A 24093-nucleotide genomic window follows, 5' to 3' on the forward strand; every position below is an offset into this window, starting at 1 on the left:
TTAAAACAGAAAAATGATAGACATTTTACGCAATCGTCGCAGTATTCGAAAATACACTGAGCAGACAATTGAAAAAGAAAAGTTGGATATTCTGAAAGAGGCTGCGCTTCGTTCACCTTCATCAAAAAATACCAATCCGTGGGAATTCATTTTTGTGGATGATAAGGAAATTATTGGCCGGCTGAAAGATTGCAAACCGCACGGCATAACGCCACTGAAAACGGCGCCACTTGCCATTGTGGTGTGTGCCGACGAGACCAAAAACGATGTGTGGATTGAAGATTGCTCCATCGCTTCCATTTTGCTGCAGCTCACCGCACAGTCACTGGATTTGGGCAGTTGCTGGATTCAAATCCGCAACCGGATGCACTCCGATGAGCTTTCATCCGAAAGATACATTCAGCATTTATTGGGGATGCCCGAAAATTTCAGGGTGTTGAGTATTATCTCTGTCGGCCACCCTGACCAGCAGCGCGCTGGGAAACCTTTTGAGGAATTGCAGTTCGAAAAAATCAGAATGAACAGGTTTTAAAAGAAATCGTTGTAATCCGATGGCCTTTGTTCCTGTTGTCCAATATCGTCGCAATCGAGATTAATATTGAAGTCTTCCGGTTTTTCAAATTCCATATCTTCGGTAATGCCGAGTGATTCATCCGCCAGCACTTTTTTGAAAAAGTATCCCCAGATAGGCAATGCCATGTTGGCTCCCTGCCCTGATGCAATCGTACGGAAATGAACACTTCGCAAATCGGCACCTGTCCACACACCTGCAGTCAGTTTTGGAGTTATTCCCATAAACCAGCCGTCGGAATGGTTTTGTGTGGTGCCTGTTTTCCCGGCAATGGGCATGGTGAAACTTCCATAGTCCTCCGTTACTCCATCCCGGAACAGATTTGAAATGCGTAACCGAATTCCGGTTCCTTCATCAATTACTCCCTGCAACAGGTTAATCATCAGGTAGGCGGTTTGCTCATCAATGGCTTCCCTGCGTTCAGGCTGGAAAGTAGCGATTACGTTTCCGTGCTGGTCTTCAATTCGCGTAACAAAGTAGGGTTTCACAAAAACACCCTGGTTGGAGTAGGTATTAAAAGCCCCAACCATTTCGTATAATGTGATATCCGAAGTTCCTAAAAACAAAGAAGGAACAGGGTCGATGGGGCTGTAAATGCCCATTCGTTTCATAATGTCAGTAACTGCGTGGGGATTAAACTGTTTCATCACCCAGGCCGAAATTTTATTGCGCGACTTTGCCAGGCCCCATTTCAATGTAACCAGTTTCCCTTCGTTTTCTTCGTCATATTCAGAATCTTTGGGTTCCCAAATTGTTCCGTCGGGCATCTGGAATTGCTGGCTTACATACGGAACTTTTGTACACGGTGTGAGGCCGTTTTGCATGGCAAGCGTATAAAGGAATGGTTTTACGGTGGATCCAACCTGGCGTTTTCCGCCCTTTACCATGTCGTACATAAAATGTTTGTAGTCAGGCCCGCCCACGTATGCTTTTACCTGCCCGCTGTGCGGTTCCATTGCCATGAATGAAGACCGGAAATAGCGCAGGTACCATTTGATGGAATCCATCGGTGACATGAGCGTATCAATCTCTCCTTCCCAGGAGAAAACAGTCATTTCAACCGGCTGTTTAAAATTCTCTTTTATCTCACTGAAATTTTTCCCCTGCTCGTTTAATACCCGGAAACGTTCGCTCTGTCTTATTTCCCTGTTCAGAAGATTTTCGACCTGTTCGCTGGTCATGTTGTTTGCGAAAGGTGGATTGTCGAGGTATTTTATACTTCCGTCAAATTCGGGCTGGAGATCATTTTTCAGATGTTTTTTTACTGACTCAACCGCGTATTTCTGCATTCGCGAATCAATGGTGGCGTAAATTTTTAATCCATCTGAATATAAGTTGTAATTATTTCCATCGGGTTTAATATTTTTATTGCACCAACCGTATAGCGGATTGGTTTGCCACTCAACGGAATCTTCAATGAATTTTTGGGTTTGCCACGATGCGTAATCATCGCGCTCGGGTTTGTCGGCAGTAAGTGTAAGCCTTAGGTACTCCCTGAAATACGGAGCTGGCCCAATTCGGTAATCCACTTTCTGATAGTCGAGATCCAGGGGAAGTTGTTTTACTGAATCTCTTATCGCTTTTGTAATATAGCCGTACTTCTCCATTTGGTTGAGCACCACGTTACGTCGTTTTTTTACCAGCTCGGGGCGGCGGACAGGGTTGAAGAGCGACGAATTTTTGGCCATCCCCACCAGCATGGCTGCCTGGTGAAGCTGAAGTGAATCGGGTTGAATACTGAAATATACATTTGCTGCCGATTTTATTCCAACGGCGTGGTTCAGAAAATCGTACTTGTTGAGGTACATTAAAATGATTTCCTCTTTGGTGTAGCTGCGTTCCAGTTTTACAGCAATTACCCATTCCTTAAATTTTCTGAAAACAAGTTCCCAGAAACTGTCAAAACTGGTGCGCGGGAAAAGATTTTTGGCCAGTTGCTGACTAATGGTACTTCCACCGCCAGAGCTGGTGTCGCCAGTAATAATACCTTTAAAAACCCTGGCCAAACCCCGCAGGTCGATCCCCGAATGGCTGTAGAACCGCACATCTTCGGTGGCAATTAATGCATCAATCAGGTGTTGCGGCAGGTTTTCGTAATCAACAAAAGTCCTGTTTTCGCGAAGAAAATATTTATCGAGAATCTTTCCGTCGGATGAATAAATTTCTGAAGCCAGAATATTTGGCGGGTTTTCAAGTTCCTCAAAAGAGGGCATAAACCCCATCCAGCCTTTTGCAATGGAAACAAAAAGTAGGATCAGGGCAAGAATTCCGGTTAAGATAATTGACCAAAATCCGACAATGTATTTTTTGTAATTTTTATTTTTTTCTTCAGTCATAAATTCATGTGAATTAATATTCCGACAAATATAAATCATTCTGGTGTGGCTGCAATTTTTTAAACGCAACAACGGGGATAAATATTTTTATTTTAAGAAAATAAACTTATCATTATCAATTGGGTAGAAATAAATAAACAAAATTAATTTTGAACTTAGCGATTCATTTTCTTTAATTTGCAGAAATTTTTTTAGAAAGGAACATATATTTATGCAAGAAAACCTTGTCATTGTCGAGTCACCTGCAAAAGCAAAAACAATTGAGAAATTTTTAGGAGAAGGGTACCATGTTACATCCTGCATGGGCCATATACGCGACCTGGAAAAGAAAGATTTTGGGATTGATTTGGAAAAAAATTATCAACCCAAATACGTTGTTACCCCTGATAAAAAGAAGGTTGTAACCGAGTTGAAGAAACTGGCCAAAGATGCGGAAACAGTATGGCTCGCATCCGATGAAGACCGCGAGGGAGAAGCTATTGCCTGGCACCTGAAGGAAGTGTTGAAACTTGATCCTTCAAGAACAAAACGCATTGTTTTTCATGAAATTACCAAAGAAGCCATCCAGGAAGCCATTAAAAATCCACGCGTGATAGATGATAACCTGGTGAATGCCCAGCAGGCACGCCGGGTACTCGACCGCATTGTGGGTTTTGAAGTTTCGCCGGTATTGTGGAAAAAAGTGAAACCCTCACTTTCGGCCGGCAGGGTGCAATCGGTAGCCGTCCGTTTAATTGTGGATCGCGAACGTGAAATTATCAAATTTAAAAGTGAATCGAATTACCGTGTTACCGGGAAATTCCTGGTGAGCGATGAAAATGGGAATACTTCCGAACTAAAAGCAGAACTTTCAAAAAGGTTTTCAGAAAAAAACGAAGCACTCGAATTTCTGAAAAAATGCCAGTCGGCCGAATTTTCGGTCAGCGATGTAACCAAGAAACCAACCAAACGTTCGCCGGCCATGCCGTTTACAACTTCCACACTTCAGCAGGAAGCCAGCCGTAAACTGGGCTTTTCGGTTTCGCAAACCATGGCTGTGGCACAACGCCTCTACGAAGGTGGTAAAATTACTTACATGCGTACCGATTCAGTGAACCTGTCGAACACGGCCATTAATACAGCGAAACAAAAAATTCTTGATTTACACGGTGAAGATTACCTGAAAATCAGAAAATACCAAACCAAATCGAAGGGGGCACAGGAAGCACACGAAGCCATCCGGCCAACCTACATGAGCAATGAAACCGTTGAGGGATCGAACCAGGAAAGGCGGTTGTACGAACTGATTTGGAAACGCACAATTGCTTCGCAAATGGCCGATGCCAAACTGGAAAAAACCACCGTGAATATTTCTGTGTCAACCGCAACCGAAAGATTCACTGCAACAGGCGAAGTGCTGATTTTCGACGGGTTTTTGAAAGTGTACATGGAATCGACCGACGATGAAAACGGGAACAGCGGTCCTGCCCAGGATATTATTCCACCGCTGAAAGCCAATGATGCATTGCGCATGTCCGAAATTATTGCCATGCAGCGTTTCTCACAAAAACCTCCCCGCTTTACAGAGGCTTCGCTGGTGAAACGCCTCGAGGAGCTCGGAATTGGCCGCCCGTCAACTTATGCACCCACAATTACAACTATTCAAAACCGGAATTATGTGGTAAAAGAAGATCGCCCGGGAACGGAGCGCGAGTTTGATGTAATTACGCTTGACCACGATAAAATTTCAGAAAAAAAGAAAACGGAAATTACAGGCACCGAAAAATCGAAGCTCTTCCCAACCGATGTGGGAATGGTGGTTACCGATTTTTTAATGGAGAATTTCAAACAAATAATGGACTTCAACTTCACGGCCAGCGTGGAAAAGGACTTTGATGATATTGCTGAAGGGGAGAAGGTTTGGAATGAAATGATTGACAGATTCTACAAGCCATTCCACGAAATAGTTGAAGATGTGTTGGAAAATTCCGGTCGCTCAAAAGGCGAACGCGTGCTGGGAACCGACCCAAAAACCGGCAAACAGGTCTCGGTAAGAATTGGCCGCTACGGCCCGGTAGCCCAGCTTGGCGAAGCTTCCTCCGAAACCAACGAAGAAAAGCCGCAATTTGCCAGCCTCCGCAACGGGCAGCATCTTGAAACAATTACACTGGAGGATGCCCTCGATTTATTTAAACTGCCACGCGAACTGGGCGAGTATGAAGACAAAAAAGTTACCGTAAATATTGGTCGTTTTGGCCCCTATGTGCGGCACGACAATAAGTTTGTTTCGCTCGGCAAAGAAAACGATCCATACACGGTTGAACTCGACAAGGCGATTGAATTAATTGAGGCCAAACGCGAAAAAGACCGGAAAGCAATTATTAAAACTTTTGATGAAGAACCTGGACTGAGAGTTTTGAACGGCAGATGGGGACCTTACATTTCTTTCAAAAAGAAGAATTACAAAATTCCGAAGAAATTGAAGGCTGAAGATTTATCGCTCGACGATTGCAAAAAAATAATTGAAGAAGCACCGGCAGCCAAGTCGGGAAAGAGAAGGAAAAAGAAATAGAGCAAAAAGGCAGATGATTCAACATTTGCCTTACTTTTGCCTAAATTTTTCATGAATGGAAGTTTTCGATTATTTCGATCCTGTTGATTTTTCGCGTTTTGACGCAAATGACAAATCATTGGGGAAATATTCGCTGGGCGCATCTGTCGAATCTTTCACCACTAAGCTTACTGCTTCAACAATTTCGGGTGCAAAAGTTGTTTTGTTTGGTGTGCCGGTATTCAACGGAGAATATAATCCGGAACCATCATCAACACCCAATTTGGTGCGGCAGCAATTATACCGTTTGGCAGCGTTAAATTCTAACCTGAACATTGCCGACTTGGGAAACCTGAAACCCACGGGTAGCCTGAAAGGAACGCTGCTCGCCATACGCGATGTGGTGGAGTATTTTGCTGAAATGAATATTGTTTCGGTAATTATTGGTGGCAGCCAGGATTTAACAGTGGGGGTGTGCGATGCTTTTGCCAATAACCGTTTTTTCTCGCTTTCGGCTGTCGATGCAATGCTCGACATTAAAAAAGGAGTAGAGACATTTCATTCATCGAACTATTTAACACGGGTATTCAAAAATCTGCCAACGCTTTTTCAGTTCAACCTTATTGCCTATCAAAATCATCTGGTGGGGCAAAAACTGATTGAAAAATCTCACGGTTTAACAGAACACCTGAGGTTAGGGCAACTGCGCGAGAATTTTTTCCAATCGGAACCTTTAATGCGTAATACTGATGTTTTGTCATTTGATGTGGGCGCAATAAAATACACCGAAGCACCAGCCGCAATACAAAAAAACCCGAACGGATTGAGAGGAGAAGAAGCCTGCCAGCTTGCCCGTTATGCCGGGATGAGCGAACGGCTGAAAAATTTCGGTTTGTTTGAACTCAATCCGGTTTCAGACAATAATTTGATTACCGTAAAACTAACTGCCGAAATTATTTGGTATTTTCTGGAAGGTTGCACCACCCGAAATGACGAAAATTTAAAACCTGCTGATAACAGCGTAGTTTATAAAGTTGAAATTGATGACCTTGATCATCCACTGGTTTTTTTTAATGAACCTGCAACCCAAAGGTGGTGGTTCGAAGTGAATTCAGTAGCGGGAGAAACGCATCTTTTTGCCTGTTCAGAAGAAGATTATCATCAGGCTGCAGCCAACGAAATACCGCATAAATGGCTCCGCTACGTTCAAAAAATGGATGATTTGTCAAAATAATAAAATAATGAATCCGTTCTTTGCATACCAATGTTAAATGAAGTTTGTTACAAACAACAATTTTTTATTTCTTTAGCATGGATTGAGAAATTGTTTATGCCGCATCTATTGAGGAGTATGAAAAAAATATTTTCTTTACTATATTTGCTGATAATAGTTAATTTAGCGGCTATGGGCCAGCAAGATCCGATGTTTACAAACAATATGCACTATAAGTTGGGTGTAAACCCCGGGTTTGCAGGAGCAGAAGATGTTATAAGTGGAATCATATTAAACCGTTATCAGTGGGAAGGTATGCCCGGCGCTCCCAAAACACTAGTTTTTAGTGTTGATGGTGCCGTAAATTTGTTTGGTGCAGCAAGTGGCCTGGGATTAAATATAGTGAGTGACCAATTGGGAAATGAAGATAATACGATGATAAATGCCAATTATGCATACAAGGCTGATTTGAGCATGGGAACATTGGGAATTGGGTTGTCTCTGGGATTATTCAATAAGAGTTTGAGCGGGGAATGGGAAGTGCCTGAAGATGATTTATACACCCAACCAGGTTCCGATCCGGGAATACCACAGGGAGATGTTAGTCAAATGGCATTCGACTTTGGAGCCGGTTTGTATTTGTCGGCCATCGACTACTATTTAGGAGTGTCTGTAACTCATTTAAACCAGGCCGTTATTAAGTTCGATGAACAGGCCGTTACGTTTATGGCAAGGCACTATTATTTAACCGGCGGATACAATATTAAATTAGCCGATCCGTTATTTGAGTTACGCCCGTCGTTCATGTTTAGATCCGACCTGGCAGGCTGGCAGGTGGATTTAAATACAAACCTTGTTTACGACGATCGTTTTTGGGGCGGACTAACCTATCGCGTAAACGATGCTGTGGCACTGTTGATGGGTATTGAAATGGAAAATGGACTAAAAGTAGGATATGCGTTCGATCTGGTTACTTCGGCAATCGGTTACGAAGGTTTTGCATCACATGAAATCTTTGTCAGTTATTCGATTGATCTGGAGCGCAGTCGGAGTAAAAGATATAAAAGTATTAGATTTTTGTAAAGAAAGCCATATTATATTGAGCTATGAAAAAACTTCTTTTTATTACAATTGTACTCTTCACAATTATCGGTTTTTCCTCCTGTAACCAATCGGGAAACGGAGAGCTGATTGGAGTGCAGCAGAGACCAAAGTGGAATGAATCTCAACCGTACGGAATGGTTTACGTCCGGCGGGGAAGTTTCAATATTGGCCCCAGCGATCAGGATCCCGCAATGTCTGGTATCCCAACCAAAACAGTTTCGCAGGAAGCGTTCTGGATGGACGATACCGAAATTACAAACAACGAATACCGTCAGTTTGTACATTGGGTCAGGGACTCAATAGCACGCCGGATGCTGGGGGATCAGTACCCCGAATTCCTGATTACAGAAGACCGGAACGGAACGCCTATTGATCCACCACGGATTAACTGGGATGAAAAAATTGACTGGAGCGATCCTGACTTCCAGATGGCAATGCAGGATTTGTACGTTCCAGAAAATGAACGGTTTTTTGGGAAAAGAGAAGTTGACAGCCGAAAGCTTGTTTATGAATACTGGTGGATAGATCTTCAGCAGGCAGCCAAACGCTCCAACAACTATAATTACGAAACACAAAGCTACGAGGGGAATGTTTACGACAGCGAAGGTGAACTGCGCCCCATTGAAAACCGGTCAGACTTTATTTTGAATGACAGGGTACATGTTTATCCCGATACACTTGCGTGGATTAGGGATTTTACTTATTCATACAACGAACCCTGGGCCACACGGTATTTCTGGCATCCCGGCTTCGACGATTATCCTGTGGTTGGAGTGACCTGGAAACAGGCAATGGCTTTCAGCAACTGGAGAACTAAAATTCATTCCGACTATTTAACCTCAAAAAGAGAGCCCACCGTTCAGGCTTACCGTTTGCCCACAGAAGTAGAATGGGAATATGCAGCCCGTGGCGGAAAAGATTTTTCAATGTACCCGTGGGGTGGCTACTATACCCGTGACGAAGACGGGGTTTTTCTTGCTAATTTTAAGCCGTTGCGAGGAAATTATGTGGAGGACGGCGGAATTTCAGCCATGAAAGTTGGCAGTTACGAACCCAACGAATACGGAATATACGACATGGCCGGCAACGTGGCTGAATGGACCGAAACAGCATACGACGAAGCAGGTTATAACTATTACAGCGATTTAAATCCGACTTTTACCTACAATGCAAGACCAGACGATCCGCCTGTGATGAAACGCAAAGTTGTTCGCGGAGGCTCATGGAAAGACATTGCCTACTTTACACAGGTTTCTACCCGTAGTTTCGAATACCAGGACACTACAAAGTCATACGTTGGGTTTAGATGTGTGCGGTCAACATTTGGAGAAGAATTTAATTAGCAACTAATTTTTACACTGCAATATGAATATAGGTGAGATTTTCAAAACAAAACGCTGGAAAACATTCATGGGCTATGTCTATGGATGGGGTGCATCTGTTGTAATGCTTGGAGCACTGTTCAAACTCCAGCACTGGGAATACTCCGGCTTATTTCTTACTATCGGGCTTATAACAGAAGCCTTCATTTTCTTCCTGTCAGCTTTTGAACCGCCACTTGATATGCCCGACTGGGGTAAAGTTTATCCTGAATTGCGCGAAGAATACGAAATGATGGATATGGATGAGTTGAACCAGGACAATAAAAAAGGCGGGTTCAACCAGTTGCTTGCTTCTTCTGATTTATCACCAGAACTCCTCGACAAAGTAGGCAAAAGTTTATCTGAACTGTCAGCAGCCGCGCGGGGAATCAGCGATATTTCCTCGGCAACACTGGCCACCGATATGTATGTGAAAAACCTGAGTTCTGCCTCCGAGTCAATGAATTCACTGGCCGAAATTAACAATCGCGCCAACAACACAATTAATGAATCGGTGAATAAATTAGTTGACTCTTATACCGCTGCATCGCAACAATTTTCCGAATCAGGCAAAGGTACTATTGATACACTGCAAAAAGGCAGTGAGGAATTTTCGGCGCAACTATCAGAAACCGGAAAAAAGATTGCTGAAACGGTAAATGGAGCAACTGTTTCATTCTCAAACGAAATAAAAAATATTGGAGAGGGATCGAAACAATATTACAACAACCTTGAAAAACTGAATCAAAATATAAGTGCCTTAAACGAAAACTTTGAGAACCAGTTGCAAGGAACAAAAAGCCAGTTTGAAGCCAGTCATAAATTCAACAAAGATCTGTCGCAAATGAATGAAATACTATCCTCTTCGGTTTCCGAGCTCGAGAAGTATAAAGAGAATGCAGAAAAGTTGAATAAAAACCTGGAAGCACTGAATACCATTTATGGTAATATGCTGGGTGCAATGAGTTATAAGAAATAACATATAGAAGTTATACTATGGGTGCAAAAAATTGTCCGGAAACACCGCGGCAAAAAATGATAAACATGATGTACATTGTCCTCACCGCAATGTTGGCAATCAACGTGGCGGCCGAGGTGCTCGATGCATTCCAGGTAGTGGATTCAAGCCTTATCCAAACCCTGGAAACAGTGGACATGAAAAATGCACAGGTATATGCTTCTTTCGAACAGGCATATGCTGAAAATGAAACCAAGGTTAAAGAGTGGAAAGATAAGGCGGACAGTGTGAAAATGCTGACTTCCCAAATGTATTTATACCTTTCAAAACTGAAAGAGGATTTAGTCAGAGATTCCGGAGCTATCCCGGTATCTGACGACAGACCCTTGAGAGAAAATGATTTTTACCTGGTTACAGAAAGTGGTGACACAATAATTCTGAAAAAAGAAGATGATTTGAATTCGCCTTCAGAATTTTTAATAACCCAGGGGAACGCTGAGCTTTTAAAAGAAAAAATTAATGAGTACAGAGCTAACATGGTTGCCCTTATTGAGGAGTCGGATACTGAACTGATTAATACTGTTGAAAGTGCACTCGATACTTCCGATCCTCCGGTTAGCTTAAGAGAAGGCGGCGAAAGCAAATCGTGGGAAAGCGAACGTTTTCTGAATAAACCACTGGTGGCTATTCTTACTTTGCTTTCCAAAATTCAGATCGATGTAAAAAATACCGAAGCAAATCTTATCAACTATTTATATTCACAAATTGATGCCGGGTCGTTTAAATTCAATAAATTGGGTGCCCGTGTAATTCCAACCTCAAATGTTGTTTTACAGGGCGAAGAATATGTAGCTGAAGTTTTTCTGGCTGCTGAAGATACCACCCAGCAACCCGAGATATTAATTAACAACCGGCCGGCAACTGTACAGGACGGGAAAGCAACCTACCGTGTGGAAGCAAATGAGCCCGGCGTTTTTAGCTGGAGTGGTGTTATTAAGTACAAAACACCCGCCGGTATTGTGAGAAATTATCCTTTCTCGCAGGAATATCAGGTTACACGACCCAGTGTTACCATGTCGGCCACACGAATGAATGTATTTTATCGCGGCCTCGATAATCCTTTCGATGTTGGCGGTGGCGGAATACCCCAGGAGAACCTGGAAGTGCAAATGACAAACGGAACAGTTGTTAAAAGTGGCAACGAATATATTATTCGCCCTGATGAACTCGACGAACAGGGAAGAAACACAGTGGTGTCGGTTTATTCAAATATTGGAGGCGAAAGAAGGTTAGTTGGTTCCAGCCAGTGGCGCGTGAAAAGAGTTCCTGATCCGGTGGCCCAGGTTGCCGGCCTGTCAGGTGGAACTATTCGGAAAGAAAGGTTGCTGGTAGAAGATGGCGTAATGGCTGTTTTGGAAGATTTTGATTTCGAGTTTGGTTATACTGTCACGCAGTTTACTATTCAAGTTCCGGGGCCCGGTGGCTATGTAAACCGTTGGGAATCGAATTCAAATCGCTTTACCGACGATCAAATAGCACAGTTCAGAAGACTTAATCCAGAAGAGATAGTATATATAAGTAACATCAGAGCAGTTGGGGATAATGGAGAAACACGCGATCTTGACCCAATTTCATTTAAAATACAGTAAATATGAAAAAGTGTATTGGTTACATAGGAGCATTAATTTTCATCATTGTATTTACAGGAAATACAGTTAATGCCCAGATAATAAACGGGGCATACAGTACGAACAACATTTCGGAGAAAAGGCCAATGCCTTTACCGTCAGTACGCGAAGCAGATGTGTTTTGGTCGAAAACGATCTGGAGGGTTGTTGATTTACGCGAAAAAATGAATCAGACCCTTTATTATCCTACCGAAGAAACGGGCGGCCGGAAAAATTTGATTTCGTTACTATTGGACGGGATTCAAAACGGGCAGATTACACCTTATGATGCCCGACTCGACGATGATTTTAAAGTGCCGATGACATTTGAACAGGTACAGGAATCGTTCGGTGCCGAAGAAACCACCGAAGAAACCATAGACTTTGATACCGGCGAAAGAAAACAAGTAACCATCCAAGGCGAAATTCGGCCAAGCAATATTAAGCAGTACATGATTAAGGAGGAGTGGTATTTCGACAAACAGGCCTCTGCACTTAATGTACGCATAATCGGTATTTGTCCCATTCGCGAATTTACTAGGGAGGGCGATGAAACCGGACAGATGCAGCGTCAAAAGGTTTTTTGGGTGTATTACCCCGAAGCCAGGAACCTGCTCGCCACCAATGTGGCACTTAATCCGTACAACGAGGCTCAGTCCATGTCGTTTGACGAGCTTTTTATCAAACGTTTCTTTAACAGCTATGTTGTAAAAGAATCGAACGTGTATAATAACCGTGATATAAGTGCCTATCTGAGCGGAAAAGAAGCCATGCTCGAATCGAAGAAAATTGAGGAAGAAATTTTCAACTTTGAGCAGGATCTTTGGGAATATTAAAATGAAAAAATTAAGTTCTGGCCTTATGGTTTCATAAGGCCTTTTTTTACTCAGGTAGTTTTTACCAACCAAAGAAAATTTTCCAGCAATATTGAAAAGAATGAGAAAAGCAATAATTTATATTATTTTGGCCAGTGGCTTGCTTTTCAATTCATGCCGGAATGAAATTGTTCAGTACCTGCCCGGAGGCGAACGAAAATCCAATAGCTGGTTCGAGCCCTCTCCTTTCGGAATGGTGTATGTCCCGCGTGGCTCATTTGTTATGGGGCCATCCGATGAGGAATTGACAGGAATTGCTGAAAAATCAAAAAGAGTTTCAGTTGAATCATTCTGGATGGACGATACTGAAATTACCAATAACGAATACCGCCAGTTTGTGTACTGGGTGCGCGACTCCATTGCCCGGAAGTTACTCGGCCAGACTTACACCGATTTTGTGATTACCGAAGACCTCAACGGCGTTCCTCTCGATGAACCTGTTATTGACTGGGAGGAAGAAATTGAATGGGACGATCCTGATTACCAACTGGCAATGGATGAATTATATATTCCTGAAGAAGAACGGCTTGCATTCAGGAAAGAAGTCGATCCCCGAAAACTGATTTATGAATATTACTGGGTTGATTACAAGCAGGCAGCAAGGCGGGAGAACAGCTACAATTTTGAAAGTGAAAGTTATGAGGGTACTGTTCTGACACCTGAAGGCGAAACGGTTCCGGTTGCCAATCGCAGCTCTTTTATGATGCACGAAATGGTTCCCGTTTATCCGGATACCCTCACCTGGATACGTGATTTTACGTACACTTACAACGATCCGTTTACGATGAAATATTTTTCTCATGTGGCATTCGATAATTATCCTGTTGTGGGCGTTACCTGGAAACAGGCAAATGCTTTTAGCAGGTGGCGGACTGATCTGAAAAATGACTTCAGCAGCAGGTTAAATGAAGCACCTGCGCACGATTACCGGTTGCCCACCGAGGCTGAATGGGAAATGGCCGCACGCGGCGGGTTAAACAATACGGTTTATCCCTGGGGGAGTTACTACACGCGAAATGTAAACGGCTGTTTTGTGGCTAACTTTAAACCTTTGCGCGGGAATTATGTGGCCGACAGTCCCACAACCACAACTGCAATGCAGGTTGGGAAGTTTGATCCCAATAATTACGGACTCTACGATATGGCCGGGAATGTGGCCGAATGGACCAGTACCGCTTTTTATGAAGCAGCATATGATGTGGTCAGCGATTTTAATCCGGAATTGCAGTACAATGCCCTGCCCGATGATCCGCCCGTGATGAAACGCAAAGTTATCAGAGGTGGTTCGTGGAAAGATATTGCCTACTTTATTCGCACTTCTACCCGAACATACGAATACCAGGATACAGCAAAATCCTACATCGGCTTTCGCTGTGTAAGGTCCTCATTCAGAAATGAATTGCAAAACCGCTGATTTTCTTAAAAGTTAAATCCTAATCCTGAGAATACCGTTGCTCCGGGCATGGTGTAAAAGCGATTGACCTGGTAATTCTGGTCCAGTAAGTTTTCTCCACTAATATACCACCTCAGGTTCGGCGTAATATTATAAACAGCTTTTGCTTTCAGTAGTGTATAATCAACCTTGTTTACATTTGGTGAAGGATCGTTGTCGAGGTTGGCAATTTGCTGAAGGCTTCCCATGAGTTGGAACTTTTTCCAACTATAATGAGCACTTACAAAAAAGTTATGTTCCGGAGTGGCAAAAACCGGGTTTTTCATATCCATAAAGCTGTAAGTGGTTTCAATAGTCAGTTTTTTGGTGGGGTGTGCATTTGCCGAAAATTCAACTCCTTTGTTTTCCACTTCGCCGGCATTTTTCAGGCCCTGCATTGGAACCGTTACAATGAGGTTGTCTCCCTCAATCATAAAAAAAGTAATTTCTGTATTTATCGTGTTATCAAAAAAGGATTTTGAGATTCCTGTTTCATAGTTCATTATTGTTTCAGGGTTGAGCTCCGGGTTGGGGCCCCATAAAAATAACTCGCGCATGGTTGGGCTGCGAAATCCTTTTGAAACAGTGCCTTTCCAGGTGGTGGATTCCTGGAGCTGCCAGGCAAATCCTGCCGACGGAATCCACTGGCTGCCGTAAACTGAATGATTCTGATACCGCAATCCGGCATTGAGCGTGAGTTTTTTAGCCAGTTTTTGCTGGACAAATCCATAAACTCCGGTTTCGCTGATGGTGGTGTCGGCAAAAACAATTCCGTTGCCGTTCATGGCTTTTAGGTTTTCTGCTTTGCCGCCGTAATTCATATAATCCACACCCAAAGTAATGTTGTTGCCTTTAAATAATTTTAGTGATTCAAAAAAGTTGACACCGTAGTTATGGTCATTGGAATGAAACCCGTCGGTAATATTGTGTTCCCCAAAATTGTAAAATAATTTTAAAGAACCGGAGATTTTTTCCCATTCATTTTGCATGGTGAGCGCCCAGTATCCGCGGGAAATGTCAATTTTTTCTCCGGCAGATGCATTGATTGTATCCGGACCTGGGTCGGCAGCTTCAAAATCGGCCAGGCTGAAATCAGTTGTAAAATGTATGTGTTCGTTCAACTGGTATCCGAGCTTTGCGTAGCCGTTGTTTATTTTGAATTCAGAGTGCTCGCGATGGCCATCGGTATTATCATGGTTAGCCGATATAAAAGCGCTGAATTTATCTTTTTTGAAGCCCGCTGAACCCATATATTTTTGGGTGTTAAAAGAGCCATAAGTAAAACGCGCATTTCCGTGAACTCCTTCCTGTGTCTGTTTTTTGGTGATAATATTGATGACACCTCCCATGGCATTTGAGCCGTAAAGGATAGAAGCCGGGCCCCGGATTACTTCCACGCGCTCAACATCAGAAGCCACGTATGAATCGGGCAGCGGGTGGCCCATAATTCCCATAAACTGAGGATGACCGTCAATGAGCATGAGCACTCCGGTTGTGGGATTTCCGCCAACTCCCCTGATGGAAATCTGGCCGGCAGAACCGGCAGCAACGCCAAAGCCGGTAACTCCGCGTTCGGTTACAAAAAGCCCCGGTACCTTTCCGTTTAAAACCGGCAGCAACGCCGATTCGTCGGTTTCTTCAATCTGCGTACGATTAACCACCGAAACGGCCATCGGCACATTATTTTTATTTACCTTAACCGGTGTGCCGGTAACCACAACTTCTTCAATTTCAATAGTATCTTTCAGTGATAGCTGTGCGGAAAGCAGTGCGGGGGATACAATCAATATAAACAGGAATAATTTTTTCGTTACGTTTTGTATTTTCATGACTTACTCAATTGGTGTTACTGTTTTGTTTATTCGTGTTACTATTGTGGTAAAAAATTTTTATTCTGCTTTGCTCATCACGAGTTTGCCGTGCTGAATTCCCCTGACACTTATTAGTTTGTCGGAGATTTCAGTGAGTTTCTTTGAGGGGCCTTTTACTGCAATAATCTGGAGGTAGTTTTCTTCGTTCAGGTAAAATCCCTGTGTGGAAAGAATGTACTTTTTGTGGTCAAATTGAATGTCTGACGATTTTTTAAGAATATCAGTTTTGTCGTGGTTAAATACCAAAACAACAGCTCCTGCCACAATATTATCGCATTTCCATTTTTCTTCCACCAGGTTTTTTTCAATCAGGTGGCGAATGGCCTGCGAGCGGTTGGCAAAAAGATTTTCCGAAACGTATTCATCCAACGCTTTTAACAAATCTTCGTCGAGTGAAACTCCAAAACGTGTAACTGACATGGTGTTACTTTATTTAAAATACGTGTTACGAAAATATAAAAACTGATGAAAATAGAAAAAGGAGTAATGCATTTTTTTAGATGTAAATTTTCAACGGGGGGTCAGTATTTAACGATTATTCGTTCCGTCGTTTTTTCCGAGGTTTCAATTTTAAGGATATAAATTCCCTGCGAAAGGTTCGAAAGATTGAGAGTAGTCTGATTTTCATCGAATTGATTCAGTAATTTTCCTGCCGCGCTGAATATCCTGGTTTTGAGAATTGACTGGTTTCCGTTCAAAATGATCGAAACTTCATTCACAAACGGATTTGGGGAAACAATAATTGTTTCCGGATTTTCGGTGAGTTGAAGGTTTACTACTTCAGCTGTTTGAGAAATCAGCCAGTAATCCGGATCGATTTTAATTTCTGAAACGATAAATCCAGGCTGAACTTGAAATTGCTGGTTGTTTTCTGTGTGCATTATCCTGAAGTTGGCCGAATCAGTTTTTTGGGTGTTGTAAACCCTGACAGGCACAGGCATTTCAAAAAAATCTACCGAATTGTGTGAAGGTGTTTGCGAAAGGGTAATTTGTAAATTTTGGGCATCTGTTTGTGAAAATTCAGCCGAGTAAACAGGAAAACCTTCGCCATAAAACCAGTCGTTGAAAAACTCGGAGAGGGTAGTATCACCAGCAGTTTCAAAATGTTTGATCAATTGACTGGTGCGGGCAAAACCATTTGCGACTTCCGGGTCGCTAAAATAATTGCGGATGGCATTAAAAAATGGCTCGTCGCCCAAAACCCAGCGCAACATGTGGAGCAAATAAGCGCCTTTTGAGTAAGAGAGCCTGCTGCTGAAAGTTCGCGAAACGCTTGTGGTGTCTTCAACAAAAACGCTTCCCCCGGGTTCGCTGGTAATGCGATTGTGGTTCAGCCTTTTCCATCTTGGCCACCACACTCCATCGAGCATATTCTCGTACGTCAGGCCCGAAAGATAGGTGGCAAATCCTTCGTTCAGCCAAATATCCTGCCAGCTGCCCAGGGTAATGTAATTGCCAAACCACTGGTGCGCCAGTTCGTGTGCAACAAGTTCAAAGCCAAAGCTGCCCATAAAACTCATGGTTTGGTGTTCCATGCCGCCTCCCCATCCAAACTGGGCATGGCCGTATTTTTCATTGGCAAAAGGATATTCACCGATTAATTCATTAAAAAGAGCCATTATTTCTGCAGTTACAGGAGTTTCGGTTTTGGCTTTTGCTTCGTTTTCTGGATAAACAAAATTCAGGATTTCAATTTCCCGGCCATCTTCAGTTGCCAGGGAATCGGAATAATCAGCATAATTGGTAACTGCAATGGCAACCAAATAGGTGGCAATGGGGTAGCGGTGTTTCCAGTGCATGGTGCGTTTCCCGGCTGTAACTTTTTCAGAAACCAAAATGCCGTTACTCGCAGTTCGGTAGGGTTCCGGGGTGGTGACAATCACATCGATCGAATCAATTTTGTCAGCAAGCGATTGTTTGCAGGGCCACCATTCCATGGCACCGTAGGGTTCGGAAAGTGTCCAGAGCACAGGCGTTTGGTTATGGGTACCAATGGTAAACGAACCAAAACCGGTGGACGGTGGTTCGCCCTGGTAAAAAACGGAGAGCGAGTCAGTTTGTCCTTTGCTGAGCGTTTCATGCAGCTGGATGCTGATTCTGTTTTTGTTGCGTGAAAAATTAATGGGTTGTCCTTTTTGGGTAATGGAATCAACTATCATTTCTGCATGCAAATCGAATTCAATTTCAGTGAGGTTTGTTTGCTGACTTTTAAAGTAAGATGTTATTTCTCCGCTGATGAAAGAGACAGCAGGATCGACTTCCCATTCCATACGCTGGTAAATTAAATCGTAATCAGCATAACTTTCCGTTTCGGCAAAAGCAGTTTTTTTCAAAAACCGGCTACTTTCCTGTTGGGCCATTTTATCGGTGAAAAAGGGATCGGGTTCCTGCGCCCAAAGTATTGACGGAAAAGAAAAAAACAATACTATCCGGAAAATATTTTGTTTTATCATCTGATAAAATTAGCAATTAATCAAATTCGAAATGAGAAACTTCCACAAGAGGGAACAAAAAAAACGGGATTCTGTTGAACCCCGTTTTAGCTGTTGTTTGTGAAATATTATTTCTCCAGTTCTTTCCAAACCAGTGCACTTGCGCCAACAATGGCCGCATCGCCGGGCTTGAGTTCTGATGGCAAAATTTTTATTTTGTCTTTGAAAATGGGCAGGAGGTGTTTCTCCATATGTTTTTTAGTTGGCTTGAAAATGTAATCGCCGGCAGCAGTAGGTCCGCCAAAAAGGAAAATGGCTTCGGGGCTCAGGTGGTGAACAGTGTCTGCCAGTCCTTGTCCCAGCCATGCACCGGTTTTTTCAAATACTTCCAGTGCAACTTTATCGCCTTCTACCGCTGCTTCATAAATCATTTTCGAATCGAGTTCGTTGTATGATTTATTGGCCAAAACACTGTCGGTTGCATTATAGTAGGCCAGAAGTTCAAATGCAGTACGTTTCATGCCGGGTGCCGAGCAATAAGCCTCGAGGTGCCCCAATGAAGTGCATCCGCACATGCGGCCTCCGGGAACCAGCGTGGTGTGGCCGCACTCGCCGGCAAAACCATCGTGTCCGTAAACCAGGTCGCCGTTAACAACAAGGCCGCTTCCAACTCCTGTTCCCAGGGTAAAAAGTACGAAATTTTTCATGTCTTTGGCACCGCCGTAAATCATTTCGCCAATGGCAGCGGCGTTGGCGTCGTTGGTTAGTGCAACGGCTTCCAAATCGGAAAAATGGGTGCGAAGTAATTTTACAACATGCACCACTCCTTTAAACGAAAGGTTGGGCGCATATTCAATGGTCCCGCTGTAATAGTTTCCGTTGGGGGCACCAATGCCAATACCCAGAATTTCAATATCTTTGTTTAAAAGTTTAACTGATTTTATCAGTTCTTTAATTGCATCGGCCAGGTCAGAAATATACCTTTCGATATCTCCGTGCGAGGGAGTTGAAATATTATCTTTCACCATTACATTCCCTTCGGGGTCAACTACCCCAATAGCCGTGTTGGTTCCTCCAACATCTACACCAATTGCAACTCTTTTCATCATTAAATATTTTATAATTATTAGTAGTAATCGATAATTGATTTCAGAAATTTATTCTGGTTTTAAATTGTTTTAGAAACTTGAACAACAAATTTAAAAATATTATGGAATTCTTTTCGGGTACATGCTTCTTTTAGGGTTATTTATTCTGAATAAAAACAGTACAGCGGCACAGAAAATTATTTATCCGGACTTACCTTGTTGATTCTTCTTTTGGATGGCCAGACTTAAAAAAATTCCGGTAAGGCAGAAAAGCAGGAACAGGTAAAACCCCGATTGCAGGCTGGTGCCGTTAGTGGTTACAACTTCTATGTATTTGTTTGTATTTGTTAAATATTCCAACTGGTCGCTGATTATCCCGTCAAACCCGATGAAGGCCATAAAAATAGCTACTACCATTACATCAGCCATCGACCATTTGCCCGATTTAAATGTAAAGAACCGGATGAAACGGCCGGATTTGAAACGGCCGGGCGAATGGATGGTTAAAAAACTGCTAATGAGTTTTGTTACAGGAAAAAGTACACTGAAGGTGAAAATGAGAATACCTACAAAAATCATATCTGCCTGCCCGTTTGAAATAAGTATCCACACCACATCTAAAATTGATTTGCTTTGGTAGAAAAATACCTGGTTGCCAAAATGAATATTTTCTCCGATTAGCTGAAAATTTATCCGGCTGATTTTAGCCTCAATATCAATCATGGGCACTGCCAGCCCGTTTATTAAAAAAATGAGTGAGGTGAGTAGCAGTAAAAATAAACCCCATTTGGTTTTTCGGTTTTCGCCAAAAAAATTCAAAAGAAAAACAACGAGAAGCAACCCTGAGATGGCAAAGGTGTAGTTACGCAGTTTTTTAGTGTCGCGTTTTATGCGCTGCTCCAAAACGGTTGTCGCCTCTTCCTTATTTTGAAAACCATGCTTTTCCAGTATTTGCTGTAATTTCAGTTGTTCGTCGTTGTTAAACGTTTCTTCAACATAACTGTCGAGTTTTTGAAGCGTTAATTCTTTTAAGTTGTTTTTGTTGTGTGGTTTTCCCAGTTCTTCAAGTAAATTTTCTGATAATTGCGGGACATTTTCGCGGAGCTTATCCAAATCAACAAAGGCATCCATTAAAAACTGTTTGATTTTGCCCATGTCGTCACGCAAAATTTTGTTCACTTGGTCAAGCAGCCCGTACAAAAGATCTTCAATCTGCGTTTTTAACTGCTCCTTGTTTTGTTCGGTAAGTTCAAATTCTTCAATTTTTTTGGAAATAATACCGGCGAGGTTGTGCTTCCATTCGTCGGCATTTAATAAGCCGTAGCGAATACTGTTTATTTCAGATTGCAGAATGTTGTTTTCCTGATTTTGCCTTGCCGTTTGAATATGTAATACACTAAAATATACTGAAAGCATTATTAATAAAAGGCTTGCTGCAAAGAGTAGTCTGGAACTGTTCGTTTTCAAATTAATTGTTTTATCTGGTTTTTATAAGTGCTTGCTCTCTATTGTTTCCAATTTGTTTCCCGGTTTATGTGCCGTTGATTGGCATTAATCCGGTGGTTTTCTTTTGTTTAACAAAGTAAAGTGAAAATTAGTTTTAATTTTGCCGTAAATTAAGTTTTAATGAAACGGGGCGGAAAAATAGTTTTGAGCGTTTTGGGCTGGATTTTGCTGGTGCCGGTTTACTTTTACAAGTATGCTATTTCGCCATTAACTCCGGCTTCGTGCCGCCATTACCCCACCTGCTCGGAATATGCGGTTCAGGCTGTAAAAATTCACGGACCGTTTAAAGGATTTTGGCTGGCCACAAAACGAATTGCAAAATGCCACCCCTGGGGTACCGAAGGTTATGATCCTGTTCCTCCCAAAACAAAAATTAAGGTCAAAAAAATGAACCTTTGATATTTTAAAGATCTGGCAGGAGAATCCATTTCGAAAAACTAAATTTGCCTTTTATTGTTTTATTCAACACATTCAGAAAAAGCTAAAATGAAACAACTATTTTTTGTACTTACTTTAACTGCATTGCTTTTTTCCTGTAATTCAAAAAAAACAAAAAATCAGGATTCAGGGAAACAGGTGGTGACTGTAAGTATTTTGCCACAAAAAACATTTGTGGAAAAAATTGGCGGTAACGATTTTGAAGTTAACGTGCTGATACCGCCCGGTGCAAGTCCTTCCACCTACACTTTGCTGCCTTCGCAGCTTAAAAAAATTTCCCGTTCCGAAATCTGGTTCCGCATTGGTTATATTGGGTTTGAACATTCGTGGAAAGATAAAATAGAGCAGGCCAATAAAAACATGAAAGTTGTGAATCTTTCTGAAGGGCTTGATTTAATTGCCGGCAGTGAAGTTCAGCATGGCGACCATGTGCACATCGACGGTGTGGATCCGCATACCTGGCTCTCGCCGCAATTGGTTAAGCAAATGGCCCAACGGATTATGGAAGAGCTCTCGGAACTTCAGCCCGAAAACAGCGACGAATACAACTCCAATTACCTTCAATTTGTAAAAGAGATCGATGAGCTGGACAATGAAATCAGAACAAAACTGAAAAACTACCAAGGGAAAGAGTTCATCACTTTTCACCCGAGCCTTTCCTATTTTGCCCGCGAATACGGATTGGTCCAGCATTCGCTTGAACTGGAGGGAAAAGAGCCTACTCCCAAACACATGTCGGAAGTTGTGAAACTGGCCAAAGAAAAAAATATCGAAGTAATTTTTATTCAGAGCGAATTTGATCGCGACCATGCCCGTGTATTTGCCGAGGAGGTCGGCGGAGAAATAGTAGAAGTCACCCCGCTTGACCCCAACTGGGCTGAAAACCTGGTGGAATTGACCAATATTTTAACCGATAACTTTTAATGGATGCACTAATTAAAATAGAAAATTTATCGGTTGGTTACGACAAGCAACCGGTGCTGCACAATGTTAATCTCGAGATTTTTGAAAACGATTTTCTGGGTGTAATCGGTCCCAACGGCGGAGGGAAAACCACTTTACTGAAAGCTATTCTGGGATTGCTGAAACCGATGAAAGGGAAAATTATTTTCAGAGAAGATATGAGAATGAAGAAAAAACCCATTGGTTACCTGCCACAGGTCAAACACATCGATAAAAATTTTCCTATAACCGTTTATGAAGTAGTGCGTTCGGGATCGTTAATGAAAAACCCCAAAAAAATTAACACCCGCGAAGTCAAGCAAAAAGTGGAATGGCTGCTTACTGAAATGGGGGTTTCTGATATCCGGGATAAGGCTATTGGCGAATTGTCAGGCGGGCAAATGCAACGTGTGTTTCTGTGCCGGGCACTGCTCAGCGACCCGAAAATTTTAATACTTGACGAACCCGACACTTTTGTGGATAACCGGTTTGAAGGGGAACTTTACGAACGGTTGAAAATGTTAAACCAGGAAATGGCAATTGTTTTGGTTTCGCACGATGTGGGTACCATTTCAAGCTATGTGAAAACCATTGCCTGTGTAAACGACAGCTTGCACTATCACCCCGACAATATTATCACTCAGGACCAGCTGGACAGCTACAACTGCCCCATTAAAATTATTACACACGGAGAAATTCCGCATACCGTTTTAAAACGCCACGAATAAAATGAGTAATCTGATTGAACTGTTTGCATACGATTTTTTTGTGAAAGCTTTTCTGGCTGCCGTATTTGCCAGTATTTCATGCGGGATTATTGGCGGGTACATCGTTTCGCGCCGTATAGTTTTTGTGAGCGGCGGAATTACACACGCCTCATTTGGCGGCATTGGCCTGGCTTTTCTGTTGGGTTTTAATCCCTTGCTCGGAGCGGTGCTGTTTGCTGTAATGTCGGCCCTGGGAATACAGTTTTTCACCAAAGTGGCGCACGTTCGCGAAGATTCTTCCATTGCCATCTGGTGGTCGCTGGGTATGGCGCTCGGGATTATTTTTGTCTTTTTAACTCCGGGGTACACGCCCAACTTAATGAGCTATCTTTTCGGAAATATACTCACGGTTACCATTTCGGAGCTGGTTTGGATGTTTATCCTGAATGTGGTGATAATCCTGTTTTTTGCCTTCTATTTTCGGAAAATTCTGTACATCGCTTTCGACGAAGAATTTGCCCGGGCTGCCGGTTTGCCGGTTTCGCTGTTTAATTACCTGACCATTACACTGATTGCACTAACTGTTGTGCTGAATATCCGGGTTGTGGGTATTATTCTTATTTTGTCGCTGCTTACCATTCCGCAGGCAACGGCAAATCTATTTACCAAAGATTTCCGTAAGATGCTTGTCCTCTCTTCGGTGTTTGCTTTTATCGGAACCATTTCCGGGCTGTTTTTTTCGTACTATCTCGACATTCCGTCGGGGGCAGCCATTATTTTTACGTTGGTAATAATTTTTGCCCTGCTCAGGTTATATAAACATTTTTTTAAGTGATGGTTGGCCGAAAGGAAAAGTATTACACTTGTTCAGCTTGTAGTTCCAGGTTTTCAAACCTCGAGGCCGACCGGGTTTGCAGCAACTGTTTTGCGTGTACGGGCTGCGAAACCTACAACTGCCCGTCGTGCGGCGAGGAAGTTGTTGTTAAACCAATGAAATCAATCCGCAAAAGTTAACCGTTTGCAGCCCTTTATTTTACACATTTTCAAAAAAATAAATGTTTT

The 24093-nt window shown here is 42.6% G+C and carries 19 protein-coding genes; 13 read left to right on the plus strand and 6 right to left on the minus strand.

What is annotated here, in order from left to right:
* Positions 1-13 precede the first annotated feature (13 nt).
* Positions 14-532: a nitroreductase family protein gene (locus BUC07_RS10235; protein WP_073169045.1), complete on the plus strand. Its 519-nt coding sequence runs from the start codon at positions 14-16 to the stop codon at positions 530-532.
* Here BUC07_RS10235 and BUC07_RS10240 read toward each other — a convergent pair.
* Positions 529-2907 carry a penicillin-binding protein 1A gene (locus BUC07_RS10240; RefSeq protein ID WP_073169047.1) on the minus strand — a complete coding sequence of 793 codons (2379 nt, stop codon included), beginning with the start codon at positions 2905-2907 and terminating at the stop codon, positions 529-531. The genes BUC07_RS10235 and BUC07_RS10240 overlap by 4 nt on opposite strands.
* 211 nt (positions 2908-3118) lie before the next feature.
* On the opposite strand from BUC07_RS10240, the gene topA reads away from it, so the two are divergent.
* The 8 genes from topA (at position 3119) to porK (BUC07_RS10280) (ending at position 14029) form a co-directional block, all read left to right on the plus strand.
* A complete protein-coding gene (gene topA / locus BUC07_RS10245; RefSeq protein WP_073169049.1) occupies positions 3119-5458 on the plus strand; it encodes a type I DNA topoisomerase in 2340 nt (779 codons plus the stop codon).
* A gap of 55 nt (positions 5459-5513) precedes the next feature.
* The gene (locus BUC07_RS10250; protein ID WP_073169051.1) at positions 5514-6671 is read left to right on the plus strand and encodes an arginase family protein; all 1158 of its coding nucleotides are present in this window, start codon (positions 5514-5516) and stop codon (positions 6669-6671) included.
* Positions 6672-6788: 117 nt separating this feature from the next.
* Positions 6789-7733, plus strand: coding sequence for a PorP/SprF family type IX secretion system membrane protein (locus tag BUC07_RS10255; protein WP_073169052.1), 945 nt, complete (start codon positions 6789-6791; stop codon positions 7731-7733).
* 23 nt (positions 7734-7756) lie between these two features.
* A complete protein-coding gene (gene porK, locus BUC07_RS10260; protein ID WP_073169054.1) occupies positions 7757-9097 on the plus strand; it encodes a T9SS ring complex lipoprotein PorK/GldK in 1341 nt (446 codons plus the stop codon).
* 22 nt (positions 9098-9119) lie between these two features.
* Positions 9120-10094 (plus strand): type IX secretion system motor protein PorL/GldL, encoded by a 975-nt coding sequence (gene porL, locus BUC07_RS10265; protein ID WP_073169056.1) that lies wholly within the window; start codon positions 9120-9122, stop codon positions 10092-10094.
* 17 nt (positions 10095-10111) lie between these two features.
* The gene (porM, locus tag BUC07_RS10270; protein ID WP_073169058.1) at positions 10112-11722 is read left to right on the plus strand and encodes a type IX secretion system motor protein PorM/GldM; all 1611 of its coding nucleotides are present in this window, start codon (positions 10112-10114) and stop codon (positions 11720-11722) included.
* A gap of 2 nt (positions 11723-11724) precedes the next feature.
* Positions 11725-12576: a type IX secretion system ring subunit PorN/GldN gene (porN, locus tag BUC07_RS10275; protein WP_073169060.1), complete on the plus strand. Its 852-nt coding sequence runs from the start codon at positions 11725-11727 to the stop codon at positions 12574-12576.
* A 100-nt stretch (positions 12577-12676) separates the two neighbouring features.
* Positions 12677-14029, plus strand: a complete 1353-nt coding sequence (gene porK / locus BUC07_RS10280; RefSeq protein WP_073169062.1) for a T9SS ring complex lipoprotein PorK/GldK — start codon at positions 12677-12679, stop codon at positions 14027-14029.
* A gap of 5 nt (positions 14030-14034) precedes the next feature.
* On the opposite strand, the gene BUC07_RS10285 is transcribed toward porK (BUC07_RS10280), so the two are convergent.
* From BUC07_RS10285 to BUC07_RS10305, 5 genes are all read right to left on the minus strand, one after another.
* Positions 14035-15876: a TonB-dependent receptor gene (locus BUC07_RS10285; protein ID WP_073169064.1), complete on the minus strand. Its 1842-nt coding sequence runs from the start codon at positions 15874-15876 to the stop codon at positions 14035-14037.
* A gap of 60 nt (positions 15877-15936) precedes the next feature.
* Complete coding sequence (gene nikR / locus BUC07_RS10290) at positions 15937-16338, minus strand: nickel-responsive transcriptional regulator NikR (protein WP_073169066.1); 402 nt, start codon at positions 16336-16338, stop codon at positions 15937-15939.
* 101 nt (positions 16339-16439) lie between these two features.
* A complete protein-coding gene (locus BUC07_RS10295) occupies positions 16440-18371 on the minus strand; it encodes a M1 family metallopeptidase (protein ID WP_073169068.1) in 1932 nt (643 codons plus the stop codon).
* 107 nt (positions 18372-18478) lie between these two features.
* Positions 18479-19456, minus strand: a complete 978-nt coding sequence (locus BUC07_RS10300) for an ROK family protein (RefSeq protein WP_073169070.1) — start codon at positions 19454-19456, stop codon at positions 18479-18481.
* Between the two features lie 183 nt (positions 19457-19639).
* A complete protein-coding gene (locus BUC07_RS10305) occupies positions 19640-20854 on the minus strand; it encodes a paraquat-inducible protein A (protein WP_073169072.1) in 1215 nt (404 codons plus the stop codon).
* 210 nt (positions 20855-21064) lie between these two features.
* Here BUC07_RS10305 and yidD point away from each other — a divergent pair, with 210 nt between their 5' ends.
* From yidD to BUC07_RS10325, 4 genes are all read left to right on the plus strand, one after another.
* Positions 21065-21343: a membrane protein insertion efficiency factor YidD gene (yidD, locus tag BUC07_RS10310; protein ID WP_073169074.1), complete on the plus strand. Its 279-nt coding sequence runs from the start codon at positions 21065-21067 to the stop codon at positions 21341-21343.
* Between the two features lie 87 nt (positions 21344-21430).
* Entirely contained in the window at positions 21431-22306 is an 876-nt protein-coding gene (locus BUC07_RS10315; RefSeq protein ID WP_073169179.1) for a metal ABC transporter solute-binding protein, Zn/Mn family, read from the plus strand.
* Positions 22306-23052, plus strand: a complete 747-nt coding sequence (locus BUC07_RS10320) for a metal ABC transporter ATP-binding protein (protein WP_073169076.1) — start codon at positions 22306-22308, stop codon at positions 23050-23052. Before BUC07_RS10315 ends, BUC07_RS10320 begins: the two co-directional genes overlap by 1 nt.
* A gap of 1 nt (position 23053) precedes the next feature.
* Complete coding sequence (locus BUC07_RS10325; RefSeq protein WP_217652680.1) at positions 23054-23866, plus strand: metal ABC transporter permease; 813 nt, start codon at positions 23054-23056, stop codon at positions 23864-23866.
* Positions 23867-24093 lie beyond the last annotated feature (227 nt).

The organism is Tangfeifania diversioriginum (assembly GCF_900141875.1).
Classification (GTDB): Bacteria; Bacteroidota; Bacteroidia; order Bacteroidales; family Prolixibacteraceae; genus Tangfeifania; species Tangfeifania diversioriginum.

What these genes read in the sequence shown, in the direction of transcription:
- BUC07_RS10235 (WP_073169045.1), top strand. Translation starts at nt 14, where the DNA reads ATGATAGACATTTTACGCAATCGTCGCAGTATTCGAAAATACACTGAG.
- BUC07_RS10240 (WP_073169047.1), bottom strand. Translation starts at nt 2,907, where the DNA reads ATGACTGAAGAAAAAAATAAAAATTACAAAAAATACATTGTCGGATTT.
- topA (WP_073169049.1), top strand. Translation starts at nt 3,119, where the DNA reads ATGCAAGAAAACCTTGTCATTGTCGAGTCACCTGCAAAAGCAAAAACA.
- BUC07_RS10250 (WP_073169051.1), top strand. Translation starts at nt 5,514, where the DNA reads ATGGAAGTTTTCGATTATTTCGATCCTGTTGATTTTTCGCGTTTTGAC.
- BUC07_RS10255 (WP_073169052.1), top strand. Translation starts at nt 6,789, where the DNA reads ATGAAAAAAATATTTTCTTTACTATATTTGCTGATAATAGTTAATTTA.
- porK (WP_073169054.1), top strand. Translation starts at nt 7,757, where the DNA reads ATGAAAAAACTTCTTTTTATTACAATTGTACTCTTCACAATTATCGGT.
- porL (WP_073169056.1), top strand. Translation starts at nt 9,120, where the DNA reads ATGAATATAGGTGAGATTTTCAAAACAAAACGCTGGAAAACATTCATG.
- porM (WP_073169058.1), top strand. Translation starts at nt 10,112, where the DNA reads ATGGGTGCAAAAAATTGTCCGGAAACACCGCGGCAAAAAATGATAAAC.
- porN (WP_073169060.1), top strand. Translation starts at nt 11,725, where the DNA reads ATGAAAAAGTGTATTGGTTACATAGGAGCATTAATTTTCATCATTGTA.
- porK (WP_073169062.1), top strand. Translation starts at nt 12,677, where the DNA reads ATGAGAAAAGCAATAATTTATATTATTTTGGCCAGTGGCTTGCTTTTC.
- BUC07_RS10285 (WP_073169064.1), bottom strand. Translation starts at nt 15,876, where the DNA reads ATGAAAATACAAAACGTAACGAAAAAATTATTCCTGTTTATATTGATT.
- nikR (WP_073169066.1), bottom strand. Translation starts at nt 16,338, where the DNA reads ATGTCAGTTACACGTTTTGGAGTTTCACTCGACGAAGATTTGTTAAAA.
- BUC07_RS10295 (WP_073169068.1), bottom strand. Translation starts at nt 18,371, where the DNA reads ATGATAAAACAAAATATTTTCCGGATAGTATTGTTTTTTTCTTTTCCG.
- BUC07_RS10300 (WP_073169070.1), bottom strand. Translation starts at nt 19,456, where the DNA reads ATGAAAAGAGTTGCAATTGGTGTAGATGTTGGAGGAACCAACACGGCT.
- BUC07_RS10305 (WP_073169072.1), bottom strand. Translation starts at nt 20,854, where the DNA reads ATGCTTTCAGTATATTTTAGTGTATTACATATTCAAACGGCAAGGCAA.
- yidD (WP_073169074.1), top strand. Translation starts at nt 21,065, where the DNA reads ATGAAACGGGGCGGAAAAATAGTTTTGAGCGTTTTGGGCTGGATTTTG.
- BUC07_RS10315 (WP_073169179.1), top strand. Translation starts at nt 21,431, where the DNA reads ATGAAACAACTATTTTTTGTACTTACTTTAACTGCATTGCTTTTTTCC.
- BUC07_RS10320 (WP_073169076.1), top strand. Translation starts at nt 22,306, where the DNA reads ATGGATGCACTAATTAAAATAGAAAATTTATCGGTTGGTTACGACAAG.
- BUC07_RS10325 (WP_217652680.1), top strand. Translation starts at nt 23,054, where the DNA reads ATGAGTAATCTGATTGAACTGTTTGCATACGATTTTTTTGTGAAAGCT.